General features: G+C 65.0%; 13 protein-coding genes. 3 read left to right on the forward strand and 10 right to left on the reverse strand.

Going from position 1 to position 14,565, the window contains the following annotated elements; translation table 11 throughout:
• Window positions 1-26: 26 nt before the first annotated feature.
• A complete protein-coding gene (locus I6F37_RS26450; protein WP_036003074.1) occupies window positions 27-1,730 on the reverse strand; it encodes a diguanylate cyclase in 1,704 nt (567 codons plus the stop codon).
• Between the two features lie 110 nt (window positions 1,731-1,840).
• Between I6F37_RS26450 and I6F37_RS26455 the strand changes: the two genes are divergently transcribed.
• Window positions 1,841-2,530 (forward strand): YggS family pyridoxal phosphate-dependent enzyme, encoded by a 690-nt coding sequence (locus I6F37_RS26455; protein ID WP_036003069.1) that lies wholly within the window; start codon window positions 1,841-1,843, stop codon window positions 2,528-2,530.
• 79 nt (window positions 2,531-2,609) lie between these two features.
• Here I6F37_RS26455 and I6F37_RS26460 read toward each other — a convergent pair whose 3' ends face one another.
• Window positions 2,610-3,179, reverse strand: a complete 570-nt coding sequence (locus I6F37_RS26460; protein ID WP_036003068.1) for a L,D-transpeptidase — start codon at window positions 3,177-3,179, stop codon at window positions 2,610-2,612.
• Between the two features lie 203 nt (window positions 3,180-3,382).
• On the opposite strand from I6F37_RS26460, the gene I6F37_RS26465 reads away from it, so the two are divergent.
• Together I6F37_RS26465 and I6F37_RS26470 are read left to right on the forward strand one after the other, a co-directional pair.
• Entirely contained in the window at window positions 3,383-4,069 is a 687-nt protein-coding gene (locus I6F37_RS26465; RefSeq protein WP_008142830.1) for a response regulator transcription factor, read from the forward strand.
• A gap of 58 nt (window positions 4,070-4,127) precedes the next feature.
• Window positions 4,128-4,571, forward strand: coding sequence for a Crp/Fnr family transcriptional regulator (locus tag I6F37_RS26470; RefSeq protein ID WP_025033074.1), 444 nt, complete (start codon window positions 4,128-4,130; stop codon window positions 4,569-4,571).
• 148 nt (window positions 4,572-4,719) lie between these two features.
• On the opposite strand, the gene I6F37_RS26475 is transcribed toward I6F37_RS26470, so the two are convergent.
• From I6F37_RS26475 to I6F37_RS26510, 8 genes are all read right to left on the reverse strand, one after another.
• Entirely contained in the window at window positions 4,720-5,535 is an 816-nt protein-coding gene (locus I6F37_RS26475; RefSeq protein ID WP_036003067.1) for an exodeoxyribonuclease III, read from the reverse strand.
• A gap of 160 nt (window positions 5,536-5,695) precedes the next feature.
• Complete coding sequence (locus tag I6F37_RS26480; protein WP_036003066.1) at window positions 5,696-6,454, reverse strand: outer membrane lipoprotein carrier protein LolA; 759 nt, start codon at window positions 6,452-6,454, stop codon at window positions 5,696-5,698.
• Between the two features lie 152 nt (window positions 6,455-6,606).
• The gene (locus tag I6F37_RS26485) at window positions 6,607-9,087 is read right to left on the reverse strand and encodes a DNA translocase FtsK (protein ID WP_225127960.1); all 2,481 of its coding nucleotides are present in this window, start codon (window positions 9,085-9,087) and stop codon (window positions 6,607-6,609) included.
• A 9-nt stretch (window positions 9,088-9,096) separates the two neighbouring features.
• Window positions 9,097-10,311 carry an aminotransferase class I/II-fold pyridoxal phosphate-dependent enzyme gene (locus tag I6F37_RS26490; RefSeq protein WP_109141975.1) on the reverse strand — a complete coding sequence of 405 codons (1,215 nt, stop codon included), beginning with the start codon at window positions 10,309-10,311 and terminating at the stop codon, window positions 9,097-9,099.
• A 325-nt stretch (window positions 10,312-10,636) separates the two neighbouring features.
• Entirely contained in the window at window positions 10,637-12,085 is a 1,449-nt protein-coding gene (locus tag I6F37_RS26495; protein ID WP_225127959.1) for an ammonium transporter, read from the reverse strand.
• 37 nt (window positions 12,086-12,122) lie between these two features.
• On the reverse strand, window positions 12,123-12,461 hold the full coding sequence (locus I6F37_RS26500; RefSeq protein ID WP_008142813.1) for a P-II family nitrogen regulator: 339 nt from the start codon (window positions 12,459-12,461) through the stop codon (window positions 12,123-12,125).
• Window positions 12,462-12,770: 309 nt separating this feature from the next.
• Window positions 12,771-14,072 (reverse strand): ammonium transporter, encoded by a 1,302-nt coding sequence (locus I6F37_RS26505; protein ID WP_225153134.1) that lies wholly within the window; start codon window positions 14,070-14,072, stop codon window positions 12,771-12,773.
• Window positions 14,073-14,146: 74 nt separating this feature from the next.
• A complete protein-coding gene (locus I6F37_RS26510) occupies window positions 14,147-14,485 on the reverse strand; it encodes a P-II family nitrogen regulator (protein WP_008142802.1) in 339 nt (112 codons plus the stop codon).
• Between the last annotated feature and the right edge of the window lie 80 nt (window positions 14,486-14,565).

Below are 14,565 nucleotides of genomic sequence, written 5' to 3' on the forward strand. Positions count from 1 at the left end.
AGCAGGGAGAGGTGATGACCAGCGCTTTAGGCGCTCGCCACCATCATCATCTCGGCCGTGCCGGTCGCGATCGCCTGCACGCCGTGCTCGACGACATTGTTGCGGCCACGATGCTTGGCGGCGTAGAGCGCGGCGTCGGCGGCTTCGATCAGGTCGCCGGGACGCAAGGATTCGCTCGGCTTGGTCGCGGCGACGCCGATCGAGACCGTGACGATCATGTGGTTCGAGGTGATGTGAGGCAGGCAGAGCCTCAGCACGGCCGAACGCACCTGCTCGCCGATCGCGACGGCGCGCGTCACGTCGGTGTTCGGCAGCAGCAGGCAGAACTCCTCGCCGCCGTAGCGGGCCGCGAAGCCCATCGTGTCGGCGGCGATGCCGGACAGTGATTCGCCGAGCCGCGTCAGGCAGGAATCGCCTTCGAGATGGCCGTAGGTGTCGTTGAACAGCTTGAAATGGTCGACGTCGATCATCAGAAGCGCCAGCTCGCTGCCATATTGCTGCGCGCGCATCCATTCGAAATCCAGCCGGCTCTGGAAGCCGCGGCGGTTGGCGAGACCGGACAGCATGTCGATCGAAGCCATCACCGTCAGGCGGTCGTTGCTTGCGATCAGCTCGCGCTCGCGCTGGCTCAGCTGCGCGGCCATCGCGTTGAACGCGCGGGCCAGCGGCACGAACTCGGCGGGCAGGCGATTGCGCGCGGCGCGCGCCGACAGGTCGCCCTCGCCGAGCCGCTTGGCCATGTCGGCGAGCATCTCGATCGGCTTGATCACGAGCTTTTCGGCGGCGATCAGCGCGCCGAGCAGGACGAACATGAGCACGAAGGCGAGCTGCAGATAGGCGGTGCGGATGTCGCGGCTGACCGCTGCGGATACCTTGTCTTCGTCGATGCTGGCGATCAGGCGGGCATTGGTGCCGGCGATGCGGATATAGCTGACCGCGCGGCGGGAGCCGTCGGCGGCGAGGAAGGACAGCGAACCCTCATCCTGATCGGAGCGCAGCGCCTTGTCGGCGATCGCGGACATCAGCGGCATGTTGTCGAGCGGACGGCCGACCGCGCTGTGCTGATCGGCCGGGGCCGCCAGCACGGTGCCCGCGCTGTCGACCAGCACCGCAGTGATGCCGGCGCGACCGCCCAGATTGTTCATGACCTTCGACATCCAGTCGAGATTGACGGTGGCGAGCACGACGGCATCGGCCACACCGCTGAAGGCGGAGACCGGATAGACCGCCATCACCGTTGGCGACGGTACCGGTCGCGACATGATGAAGTCGCTCAGCACGAAGCGGCCGGTTTCCTGGGCCTGCTGGAAGTACGGTCGGTCGCTGAGATCGAGGCCGACATACATGTTGTTGGTGGCGCATTGGATGCGGCCGTCCTGGCCGGCGATCAGAAGCGTGCGGATCCAGGGCAGGCTCGACGGCAGGCTCGCGCGCAGCACGTCGCAGCTCTTGCTGATGCCGCCGGCGGAGGCGCGGATGAAGGCCTCCGATTTCAGAATGGTCTCGACTGACGAGATCACCTGGCGCTGCGCATCGGCGCTGTGCCTCGCCACCGTGGTGAATTCAGCCGCGGCCTGCGCAACTTGCCGCGCGCGCGTGTCTTCGAGGGAACGGATGCGCTCGATCATCAAGGGCGTCACAAGAATCACCGCGAGCAACGCAAGCCGCGCCCGGATACCGAGAACCTGCTTGAGTTTCGCGCGCTTGCGGTTGAGACTGACGCTTGCCATTTTCGCTACCCACCCCGCGGGCTAAGGTAAAGCGAAGGGTTCAAAAACTGTTTCTTGAACTCGGTAAAATTGGACCTAACTCGGGCTTAAGGTCACAACCAAGAGACGTCATGACGGAAGCCAACGTCGCGCCGGTCACCGGCCATTCACCAAACGCGCTCGCCGCGGTCGAAGCCGAAATTGCACGCGCCTGCAGGGACGCGCAGCGTGACCGCGCCTCGGTCACGCTGATCGCCGTGTCCAAGACGTTCGCGGCGGATGCAATTATCCCGGTTATCGCCGCAGGACAGCGCGTATTTGGCGAGAATCGGGTGCAGGAGGCCAAAGCCAAGTGGCCGGCGTTAACGTCTGCTTACCCCGATATCGCGCTGCATCTGATCGGGCCGCTGCAATCCAACAAGGCGAAAGAGGCGGTTGCGCTGTTCGACGCCATCCATTCGGTCGACCGTCCGAGCATTTGCCAAGCGTTAGCCAAGGAAATCGAATCCCAGAACAGGCACCCGCAGCTGTTCGTCCAGATCAACACCGGCGAGGAGCCGCAGAAGGCCGGGATTGCCCCGGGCGAGGCCGATGCCTTCATTGCAAGCTGCCGCGACACCTACGGGCTGACGATCTCCGGATTGATGTGCATCCCGCCGGTCGACGAGCCGCCCGCCGCCCACTTTGCGCTCACGGCCAAGATCGCCGCGCGCAATGGCTTGACGAATCTCTCGATGGGCATGAGCGCCGATTTCGCGACCGCGATCATGCTCGGCGCCACCCATGTGCGCGTCGGCAGCGCGATCTTCGGTCATCGTTAGTTGCCGTTGGCGAGGGCCGATGCCGCCCGAACGCTGTCAATATTGTCGCAAGGGCTCCTCGCAATGACGGCGGTGTGCCTCACCCGATGATGATCTTTGTGCGCGGGCCCAGGCGCCGCAGCAATTGCAGCATGGCGGATTTCGTCATGGAGACGCAGCCGGCGGTCGGGCCGAAATTGTCGCGTGCAAGGTGCAGGAACACCGCGCTGCCGCGGCCGGCGATGCGGGGTCGGGTGTTGTGGTCGATCTCGATGATGAAGTCGTAGAGATGGTCGGCGCGCCGGAGCCGGTCGCCGCCCTGCCCCTCGCCGAGCCGGATGCTCTGGTTGTAACGGCGGTCCCGCGGATCCTCGCACCAGGCGTCCACGCCGGTGATCATCCGGGCCGGCAGGAACGTCCGGGGACGGCTGTGCCGGTCGCCCCGCCACCACAATTGCCTGGGCCGGAAGCTGCCTCTGGGGGTGCCGCCATCGCCCTCGCGCTTGTTGGCGAGAATGCCGCCTCGCCCCAGCGCAACCGGAATGGTCAGCGCTCCCGCCGTCAGCCAGCCTCGGCGCGGGTTGCCGGCAGCAGGCTTAACGCGGATCGCCGAGAGCGGCCCGGGGCCTCGATTCCTGATGTAACCGACTGAAGCTGCTTTGTTTTTCATGTGAACGTGCAATGTCGAATTCATTACAGGACATTCATCAAAACGTCCTGCTATTCTGAGTTAGAGTGCTTCTGGCTTGTGAATCGGTAACAGCCCACTACTTCAACACGAACAACAATAATCACGGCGACCTTAAACTTCCCCTCGCGGCTGGGTGCGGCATGGATGTGCCGCCGAGCCGGACCCCAAAAGGATGACCCCCCATGGCCAATGCCCGCAAGATCCTGATCGTGGATGACGATACCGATCTGCGCGACACGTTGGTGGAGCAATTATCGCTACACGAAGAATTCGAAGCCTCTGCGGTCGATACCGGCGCCAAGGGCGCCAGCGCCGCGAAGGCCAATTCCCCCGATCTGGTTCTGATGGATGTCGGCCTGCCCGACACCGACGGCCGCGAGGTTGTCCGCTCGCTGCGGAAGGGCGGCTTCAAGGCCCCGATCATCATGCTGACCGGGCACGACACCGATTCCGACACGATCCTGGGCCTGGAATCCGGCGCCAACGACTATGTGGCAAAGCCCTTCCGTTTCGCGGTGCTGCTGGCGCGCATCCGCGCCCAGCTCCGTCAGCATGAAGCCAGCGAGGACGCGGTGTTCTCGGTCGGACCCTACTCCTTCCGTCCCGGCTCGAAGATGCTCACCGCGGCCAATGCCCGCAAGGTCCGCCTCACCGAGAAGGAAACCGCAATTCTCCGCTTCCTCTACCGGGCCGGCCAGATGCCGGTGTCGCGCGAGACCCTGCTCCAGGAGGTTTGGGGCTATAATTCCGGCGTCACCACGCACACGCTGGAAACCCACATCTACCGCCTCCGCCAGAAGATCGAGAAGGACGCCGCCAACCCGGAGATCCTGGTGACGGAAGCCGGTGGCTACAAGCTGGTGCCGTGATACGCTTCGATGGCGTGCGAATCGTTTTAGATCGCACGCCTTCGAGCCTCGGACCTGAATGTCAATCGACGATGATGTAGCGCTTCTCGAGCGTGTCCCGACACTGCGCCTGTTGGGAGACGCCTCGTTGCGCATGCTGGCGATCGGCTCGGAGCAGCGTGATTTCGTCCGCGGCGACGTGCTGTTCAATCTCGGCGACGACGCCGACGCCGGCTTCGTGGTCCAGCGCGGCGCCTTCCGGGTTGAAGACGGCGCCGGCGCCGAAATGATCGCCGGTCCCGGCGCGTTGATCGGCGAGCTCGCGCTGGTGGTGCCGATGAAGCGGCCGTCGAGCGCGGTCGCGCTGGAGCATTCCTCCGTCATCCGCGTCGCCCGCAGCCTGTTCCAGCGCGTGCTCGAAAGCGATCCCGCTGCGGCGGTGCGCCTGCGCGACGAGTTCGCGGTGCGCTCCAGCCAGATCGCCAGCGATATTTTGATGGCGGGTGCGAAGCTGACGTCGTAGCTCTCTCCACTCGTCATTCCGGGGCGCGACGAAGTCGCGAACTATGGTGCGCAATTGCGCACCTGAGAATCCATTGAGCGGCAGAGTCAGTTGATGAATGGATTCCGGGCTCGCGCCAAGTGGCGCGCCCCGGAATGACGAGGGCGGCTCACACCTCCAGCGTCACCGTCACAGGCACGTGGTCCGATGGCCGCTCCCAGCTGCGCGCATCGCGCAGAATCCTGAAATCGCTGACTGCATCCTTCAGCGCGCGCGAGACCCAGATGTGGTCGAGCCTGCGGCCGCGATCGCCGATGGTCCAGTCGGCGGAGCGGTAGCTCCACCACGTATAGACCTTCTCCGACATCGGGATGCGCTCGCGCGCGACGTCGACCCATTCGCCGGCCGCGAGCGCCGCCTTCAGCTTCTCCGTTTCGACAGGCGTGTGCGAGACCACTTTCAGCAGCTGCTTGTGCGACCACACGTCGTTCTCGTGCGGGGCGACGTTGAGATCGCCGACCAGGATGTGGCGGTCCTCACCGCGCGGATGCAGCGGCTCGCACGCTTTCATCTCGTCGAGGAAGCGGAGCTTGTGGTCGAATTTCTCGTTCAGCGCGGGATCGGGAATGTCGCCGCCCGCGGGCACGTAGAAATTATGCAGCACCAGTGGTTTTGCGATGCCCGCCTTTTCACCGAACGACACCGAGATGTGGCGCGAATCCACCTTGTCGCAGAAGGTGCGGATGTCCTTCGATTCGAACGGGATCTTCGAGATGATGGCGACGCCGTGATAGCCCTTCTGACCGTTCAGCGCGACGTGCTCGTAGCCGAGCCGCTTGAAGCGCTTCAGCGGAAAAGCATCGTCGATGCACTTGGTCTCCTGCAGGCACAGCACTTCTGGCCGCGCGCTCTTGAGAAATTTCGCGACCAGGTCGATGCGTAGCCGCACCGAATTGATGTTCCAGGTTGTCAGGGAAAGACGCATAGGAAATGCGTCTTAGCATGGATTGGCGTGGGGAAAATGCTTGTCCACAGCGAGCTCTCGTAGGGTGGGCGAAGCGAAGCGTGCCCACCGTGATGGCCGTGAGGAGAGGTGGTGGGCACGGCGCAAGAGCGCCTTTGCCCACCCTACGGCAGCGGAGCGCTCAACCCCGCGACGGCGTGTTGTAATTGGTGAAATCGATCTTGAACATGTTGGGGTCGAGCTTCTTGCTCGAGTCCAGATTGTACACCGCAATCGTCGTGTCGTAGCCCTGCGGATCGGTGACGGTCCACTGCTTGAGCTGGCCGTCCTTGGCGCCGAACATCAGCAGCAAGCGGCTGGTGCCGACCAGGGCCTGCTTCTCCTCGATGGTGACGCTGACGAAGACGTCGTCGGCCGAGACGCCAACGACATTGGTGTCCCTCATCAGGTCGATGCGGTCGGACAATAGAAAGCGCAGCGGCGTCTGCGACAGCGGGTAGACGTCCTGGGTCGCGAGCTTGCGGTCGCGCACCACGAGCGAGGATCCGTCGGCGACGATGTCGATCGGGCTCGGCGCATCATATTCGAAGCGTACCTTGCCGGGTTTCTGGATGTAGAAGTCGCCCTGCGTCTTGCTGCCGTCGGGACCGACCTGGACGAAATTCCCGACCAACGTCTGCAGCGACGACAGATAGGCGCTGACCTTGGCCGCCTGCGCTTTCTGGTTGGCGTCGAAGGTCTGGAAGATGCTGCTCGGAACGTTGCGCCGCGGATCCGGGATCACCGGATTGGGCGGCGCCTGCGTCGCGCCGGTGACGGCCGGCCCACCGGCGGTCGCGCCGCCGTCACGCCCCTTCGGCGCGGGCTTCGGCACCGGCACGGTCTGCGCGAAAGACGCAGCGGTCACCATCGCGGCGGTGACGAGAAGCACGCCGGCCATGCGCGCGCTTCGCGCGGCGATGGTGGCAGCGAATCGAATGTCCGGATGTCTGATCAACGCGTCGTCCTGTGTGGCTGGGCGCCCTTTTACCGTGATTTCGGGCAAAAGCAGATATCGAATTTGCGTGAAATGTTGCTCAGAGGCTCCTCGCCTCACATATGGCTGTCTTCTTCCTCGACCAGAATCTCGCGCTTGCCGGCATGGTTGGCGGGACCGACGATGCCCTCCAGTTCCATGCGCTCCATCAGCGATGCGGCGCGGTTGTAGCCGATTTGCAGGCGGCGCTGGATGTAGCTGGTCGAGGCCTTGCGATCGCGTTTGACGATCGCGACCGCCTGCTGGAAGAGATCGCCGCCGCCATCGCCGCCCATGCCGGTGGCGTCGAACACGGCACCGTCCTCGTCCTCGGTCGGCTCTTCGGCGGTGACGGCTTCGAGATATTCCGGCTGTCCCTGGGTCTTGAGGTGACGCACCACCTTCTCGACTTCCTCGTCGGAGGCGAACGGTCCGTGCACGCGGCTGATGCGGCCGCCGCCCGCCATGTAGAGCATGTCGCCCTGGCCGAGCAGCTGCTCGGCGCCCATCTCGCCGAGAATGGTGCGGCTGTCGATCTTGGACGTGACCTGGAAGGCGATACGGGTCGGGAAGTTCGCCTTGATGGTGCCGGTGATGACGTCGACCGACGGACGCTGCGTCGCCAGGATCACGTGCAGGCCGGCGGCGCGCGCCATCTGCGCCAGACGCTGCACCGCGCCTTCGATGTCCTTGCCGGCGACCATCATCAGGTCGGCCATTTCGTCGACGATGATGACGATGTAGGGCAGCGGATCGAGCGAGAGCTTCTCTTCCTCGTAGATCGCCTTGCCGGTCTCCTTGTCGAAGCCGGTATGCACCGTGCGCGTCGGCTCCTCGCCCTTGGCCTTCAATTCGAGCAGGCGCGTGTTGTAACCGTCGATGTTGCGCACACCGAGCTTGGCCATGTTCTTGTAGCGCTCTTCCATCTCGCGCACGGCCCATTTCAGCGCGACCACCGCCTTCTTCGGGTCGGTCACAACAGGCGTGAGCAGATGGGGAATGCCGTCATAGACGGAGAGCTCGAGCATCTTCGGATCGACCATGATCAGGCGGCACTGGTCCGGCCGCAGCCGGTAGACCAGGCTGAGGATCATGGTGTTGATCGCGACCGACTTGCCCGAGCCGGTGGTACCGGCGATCAGCATGTGCGGGGTGCGCGCGAGGTCGATGATGACGGGGTCGCCGCCGATGGTCTTGCCGAGGCAGAGCGGCAGCTTCGCCACCGTGTCGGTCGCCTCCTTCGCCACCAGCAATTCGCGCAAATACACTTTCTCGCGATGCGCGTTCGGCAGCTCGATGCCGATCGCGTTGCGGCCGGGCACGACGGCGACGCGTGCCGACAGCGCGCTCATCGAGCGGGCGATGTCGTCGGCAAGGCCGATCACGCGCGAGGACTTGATGCCGGGCGCCGGCTCCAGCTCGTACAGCGTAACGACCGGACCGGGATTGGCCTTCACGATCTCGCCGCGCACGCCGAAATCCTGCAGCACGCCTTCGAGCGAACGGGAATTGTTCTCCAGCTCGGCCTTGCTGAGCGGCTGGCGATCGCCGGCCTTTGGTGCGGCCAGCATGGAGACGGACGGGAGGTCGAACTTGTCGGAGGATTTCTTGGAAGCGGGCTTCGGCGCGGCTTTTTTCTTCGGGGCGCGCGCGGCGGGCTCCTCCTCTTCCTCCTCCTCGTCCTCCAATTCGTCTTCGTGCTCGTCCTCGTAGTCCTCGTCTTGAGACTGCGGCGAGATCGACGGCGCCGAGCGGCCGCCGCCGAGATTCGGCTCCTGCCGGCTGAACTGGGCGGCCTTGGTCTTCGGTCCGCTCGAGACCAGCGAGCGGTAGGCGGCACCACACAGCCAGATCAGCCGCGCCTTGGCGCTCATCAATGCATGGAACAGCCAGCCCAGCGAGACCGAACCCCGATCGCTCTCCTCGTCTTCGTCGAGCGGCTTGTCGTCATCGGCGACCTCAGCGATCTCGTCGTCTTGCTCGCGCGCGCCGAGGCCGCAGGCGATCAGGAAGGTCGCTGTCATCGCGGCGAACAGGATCGTGCCCAGCACGATGCGATAGATCGTACCGGCCGGCCCGAAGATCACCGCGGGCGCGCGCACCAGCGCATCGCCGACCACACCGCCGAGGCCGGTCGGCAGCGGCCAGGCCCCGCCATGCTGAAAGCAACTGACGAAGCCTGCCGCGATCACCGTGCAGAGAATCCAGGAGCCGAGCCGCAGCGCCTCGCGGTCGAACGGCCGATGCGTCATCATACGCCAGCCCCAGACCGCAGCGGTCAGGACCAGCATGATCGCGCCGAGCCCCAGGATCTGCATGGCGAGATCGGCGCCGATCGCGCCGGCATAGCCGAGGATGTTGCGGATCGGCCGCGAGGTCGCGTGGCTGAGACTGGGATCCTGCACCGACCACGTCATCAGCGCCGCCGCGGCGATGCCCGCCAGCGCGATCAGGCCGAGGCCGGCGAGCTCGCGCATGCGCCGCGCCAGCCCCTCGCGGATCGAGGGCGGCAGATGGCCGACCAGAGGAATGACGCGTTCGATTGCCGACATGCTCACGGGCCCCGCCTAACCCAGAGTCTCGACCAGCCGGTGCAGCGCCTGCGCCGTGGTCTCGCCGTCCTGCACCAGTGCGAGGCGGATATAGCCTGCGCCGGGATTGAATCCGTCAGGCTGCTGTCGCGCCAGGAAGCTGCCGGGCACCACGCGCACGCCGGCTTCCTTGAACAGCTTGAGCGTCACCGACACGTCGTCGCCGATCTCGGAGGTGTTGAGCCAGACGCAGAAGCCGGCATCGGGGCGGCGATAGCCGTAACGATTGCCGATGATCTGGTCGGCGAGGTCGAACTTGATCCGGTACAGCCGCCGATTCTCCTCGACATGCGCCTCGTCGCCATAGGCGACCGTCGCGACATGCTGCAGCGGCACCGGCACCTGGGGCGCGGCGATGTTGCGCAGCTCGAGGAACATGCCGATGAACCTCTTGTCGCCGGCGGCAAAGCCGACGCGCAGGCCCGGCAGGTTGGAGCGCTTCGACAGTGACTGGAACGCAACCACGCGCGTGAAGTCGGGGCCGGCGCATTCCAGCGCGCTGCCGGGTGCCTCGCGGGTGTAGATCTCGGAATAACATTCGTCGCTGAGGATCACGAAGCCGTAGCGGTCGGCGAGCTGCTTCAAGCGTTTGAAATAGCCGGGCCTCGCGACCGAGCCCTGCGGATTGGCGGGCGAAGCCAAGTAGAACGCCACCGTGCGCGCCAGGGTCGCTTCGTCGATGGCGTCGAGGTCGGGCAGGAAGCCGTTCTCGACCGTGGTCGGCAGATGGACCGGCTCGCAAGCGGCCGCAAGCGCGCCCGCGCCGTAGACCGGATAGAACGGGTTTGGCATCAGGATCGCGGGCTTGCCCGGACGCGGGCCGACATAGCGCGCGGCCGCGATCGCGGCGAGGAACAGCCCCTCGCGGCTGCCATTGAGGACGAGAATCTCGCTCTCGGGGTCGAGCGGCCGCGGCAGCTTGAAGCGCGTCGACAGCCAGGCCCCGGCGGCGTTGCGGAACGGATCGGTACCCTTGTTCGCGGGATAACGGCCGAAATCGGCGATGTGCTTGGCCAGCACCGGGCCGACAAAGTCGGGTACGGGATGCTGGGGCTCACCGACCGCAAGCGAAATCAAGGGCTTGCCCGGCTGATGCGGGGCCAGCAGCTCGTTCAGCCGGACGAAGGGCGAGCGTTCGGAATCGGAGCCATTACCGCCCTGCGGCGCACGGGATGAAGCGGTCAGAGCCATTCGTTGGGCGCCAGTACTCTTGGAACGGCCGGTCGCTACCAAAGGCGCCGGCGGGAAGCGGTTCAGTTCACCATAGATAGGGCGAGGTTAAGACGCGATTAACCATCGGCCGCCGCCCGCGTCCAGAGCGGGAATAATGGGGCCGGAGACAGCGGCGTGCATGGACGGTCCCCCCTCCCCCGGAGGCGCCTGCAGGCGGAGCGATCAAAAGAAAGGGGCTCCAGCTTGCGCTGGAGCCCCTCAACGGTCAGGGCATTGCCGGGTATGTGCCCGAACCGTAGTTGTGGACGCGGTCCCCGAAGAGACCGCGCCCGGGAGGAGAGGGTCACATGTTGTAGGCGCGCTCGGTGTGCTCGGTGATGTCGAGGCCTTCACGCTCGCTCTCGACATTGGCGCGGAGGCCGACGATCACATCGACAACCTTGAAGAGGATCGCCGAGCCGACGCCCGACCACACCAGCGTGGTGCAGACGGCCTTGATCTGGGCGAGCATCTGCGTGGCGAAGTCGTAATCGGCGACCTTCGGCGGGATCGCCGAATAGTCGATGATGCCGGCGCCGCCGAGCGCGGGGTTGACCAGAATGCCGGTGCCGATGGCGCCGACGATGCCGCCGATGCAGTGCACGCCGAACACGTCGAGCGAGTCGTCGTAGCCGAGCGCGTTCTTCACCACGGTGCAGAAGAACAGGCAGACCACGCCGACCACGAGGCCGAGGACGATCGCTCCCATGACGCCGGAGAAGCCGGCGGCGGGCGTGACGGCCACGAGGCCCGCGACGGCGCCTGAGATCACGCCGAGCACGGAGGGATGACCCTTGATGATCCACTCCGCGAACATCCACGACAGCGCGGCGGCTGCGGTGGCGACGAAGGAGTTGGTCATGGCGAGCGCAGCGCCGCCGCTGGCCTCGAGATTGGAGCCGGCATTGAAGCCGAACCAGCCGACCCAGAGCAGCGAGGCGCCGATCATCGACATGGTCAGCGAGTGCGGGGCCATCAGCTCCTTGCCGTAACCGACGCGCTTGCCGATCAGGAGAGCGCCGACCAGGCCCGCGATACCGGCGTTGATGTGCACCACGGTGCCGCCCGCGAAGTCGATCGCGCCCATCTTGAAGATCCAGCCGGCGTCGGCGTTGAGCTCGTCGAGCTTGGCCTGCGCCGCGGTCTTCGCCGCCGCGTCAGTGGCGGCTGCCAGCGCCTTGGCCGCATCCTGGATCAGGTCCGGACCCTGCCAGTACCAGACCATGTGCGCGATCGGGAAATAGACCAGCGTCACCCAGAGCGGAACGAACAGCGCGATCGCCGCGAACTTCATGCGCTCGGCGAAGGCGCCGACGATGAGGGCGGGCGTGATCGCCGCGAAGGTCATCTGGAAGCAGACGTAGATCAGCTCCGAGATGTTGGCGTCGACCGAGAAGGTCGCCGCCTTCGTATCAGTGGTGACGCCCATCATGAAGGCCTTGGAGAAGCCGCCAATGAAGTCGGAGCCGCCGGTGAAGGTGAGGCTGTAGCCGTATACGGCCCAGATCACGCAGACGACGCAGACGGTGTAGAACACCTGCATCAGGACCGAGAGCATGTTCTTGGAACGAACCAGACCGCCGTAGAACAGCGCGAGGCCGGGGATCGTCATCAACAGCACCAGCACTGTCGATGTCATCATCCAGGCGTTGTCTCCCTTGTTGACCGTTGGCTCGGCGTAGGCTGCGGTCGCAGCGAACAGGCCGACTGCGAGAGCCGCCAGTCCCGCGCCATAGGGACGCTTGAACGTCATATTGTTTACTCCTGCTTGGATAAGGTTGAGCGCGAAATCAGAGGGCCGCGGCATCGGCCTCGCCGGTGCGGATACGCACCGCGTGGTCGAGGTTGATGACGAAGATCTTGCCGTCGCCGATCTGTCCGGTTTTCGCCGCGGACGTGATGGCATCGATGGTCTTGTCGACCTGGTCGGAGGCGACAGCGACCTCGATCTTGATCTTGGGCAGGAAGCTCACGGCATATTCGGCGCCGCGATAGATTTCCGTATGGCCCTTCTGGCGGCCATACCCCTTGACTTCCGTCACCGTGAGACCGTGAACGCCGATGGCGGTCAGGGCGTCACGGACTTCTTCAAGCTTGAATGGCTTGATGATCGCCATAACAATTTTCATGGGTCCTATCCCCGCTTGGGCCCGGTCCGGACGTGGCCGGGCGTTCTCGACTGGTTCGCCACGAGGGAGAAGTTTCACTACGCGGGCACAGCCGGACCCCTAGAATCAAATGCCGTGCCAGATCAGGCGGATTGCCTAACGGACTATGAAGACGGGGGTTTTCGCCTTTGGCGGGTGCTGCGATGCAGTGCGCTATTACGTCGCGCTCAAAACGTGGTCACGCCTGCTGAAAATAAGGGCAAGACAGGCTCCCGACACAATGTTGCTCACGTGTCGGGCAGCGAGGCGGTATTTACGTAGCGTCGGGACCTATTGCAGGGCTTCACCGTGCTGCGAAATATCCAGACCCTCGAGCTCGTGCTCACGGGATACGCGCAAGGGCACGAACAGGCCGACCAGCTTGAGCAGGATGAAGCTGACGCCCGCCGACCAGACGAAGGTCACGGCGACCCCATAGAACTGGATCAGGAGCTGCTGCGGATTGCCCTCCAGCAGGCCGGCGGTGCCGCCGATGGCGCTGGTGGCGAACACGCCGCCGAGCAGGGTGCCGGTCAGGCCGCCGATGCCGTGGACGCCGAAGACGTCGAGCGAATCGTCGTAGTCGAAGCGGTGCTTCAGCCAGGTACAGGCCCAGTAGCAGAGTGCACCGGCAATGATGCCGATGACGATGCCGTGCCATGGCGCGACGAAGCCCGAGGCCGGCGTGATGGTGCCGAGACCTGCGACCGCGCCGGAGATCATGCCGAGCACCGAGGGCTTGCGCCGCGTCGCCCATTCGATCGCGCCCCAGGTCAGCGCGCCCGCGCAGGCGGCCAGATGGGTCGCGATGATCGCCATCACCGCGCGTGAGTTCGCTCCGAGTGCCGAGCCGCCGTTGAAGCCGAACCAGCCGACCCACAACAGGCCGGTGCCCATCACTGCGAGCGACAGATCGAACGGCGAGAGATTCTCGGTGCCGTAGCCGTGACGGCGTCCCATCACCTTGGCTGCAACGAGGCCGCCGGTGCCGGCCGACAGATGCACGACGAGACCGCCGGCGAAATCGAGCACGCCCATGCTGGCGAGGAAGCCGCCGCCCCACACCCAATGCGCCAGCGGAATGTAGACGAAGATGAACCAGGCGACCGAGAACAGGAGATAGGCGGAGAACCGCATGCGGTCGGCGACCGAGCCGGCGACCAGCGCCACCGTGATGATGGCAAACGTCATCTGGTACAGCATGAACAGCGATTCCGGAATCGTCTTCGCCGCCGGGTTGACGCTGTCCATGGTCATGCCGGCGAGAAACCAGCGATCGAGCGTGCCAATCCAGGGGCCGTCGCCGACGAAGCACAGCGAGTAGCCGAACGCCACCCAGAGAATGGAGATCAGCGTTACCGCGGCCAGGCTCTGCGCCATGGTGGCGAGCACGTTCTTCTTGCGCACCATGCCGGAGTAGAACAGCGCAAGCCCCGGGATCGTCATCATCAGCACCAGCGCTGTCGCGACGATCATCCAGGCGGTGTCGGCGGTGCTGATCTCGTTTGCCGCCGCGCGCGCCGGCGAAGCCATGGCGGACACAAATCCGATTGGCGCAGCCATTGCAGCTGCGCGGCGCGACAATCCCGCCATATCGTTCCCCCCGGCATCAATTGGCGTCGCACGCTGTGGCGTCGTTGCCCGGTGCGATCGAAGAATAATTTGTGTTAAAGCGCGTCGCTGTCGGTCTCGCCGGTGCGGATGCGCAGCGCGTGGTCGATCGGCGTGACGAAGATCTTGCCGTCGCCGATCTGGCCGGTGCGCGCCGTCGCGGTGATCACGGCGACCGCCTTGTCGGCGACGTCGGAAGCGACCGCGATCTCGATGCGCAGCTTCGGCAGGAAGTTCACGACATATTCGGCGCCGCGATAGATCTCGGTGTGGCCCTTCTGCCGGCCATAGCCTTTCACCTCGGTCACGGTCATGCCGTGCACGCCGATCGCCGTTAGGGCCTGGCGGACCTCATCGAGCTTGAAGGGTTTGATGATCGCGACGACGAGTTTCATGGTCAGGCCTATTCCCCGGGATGCGCCGCGCCGTATGTCCCCGGCGCTGCGTCAATCTGGCATCTTTCCGGGCAAATGGC

The organism is Bradyrhizobium sp. NBAIM08, from assembly GCF_020193935.1.
Lineage (GTDB): Bacteria > Pseudomonadota > Alphaproteobacteria > Rhizobiales > Xanthobacteraceae > Bradyrhizobium > Bradyrhizobium yuanmingense.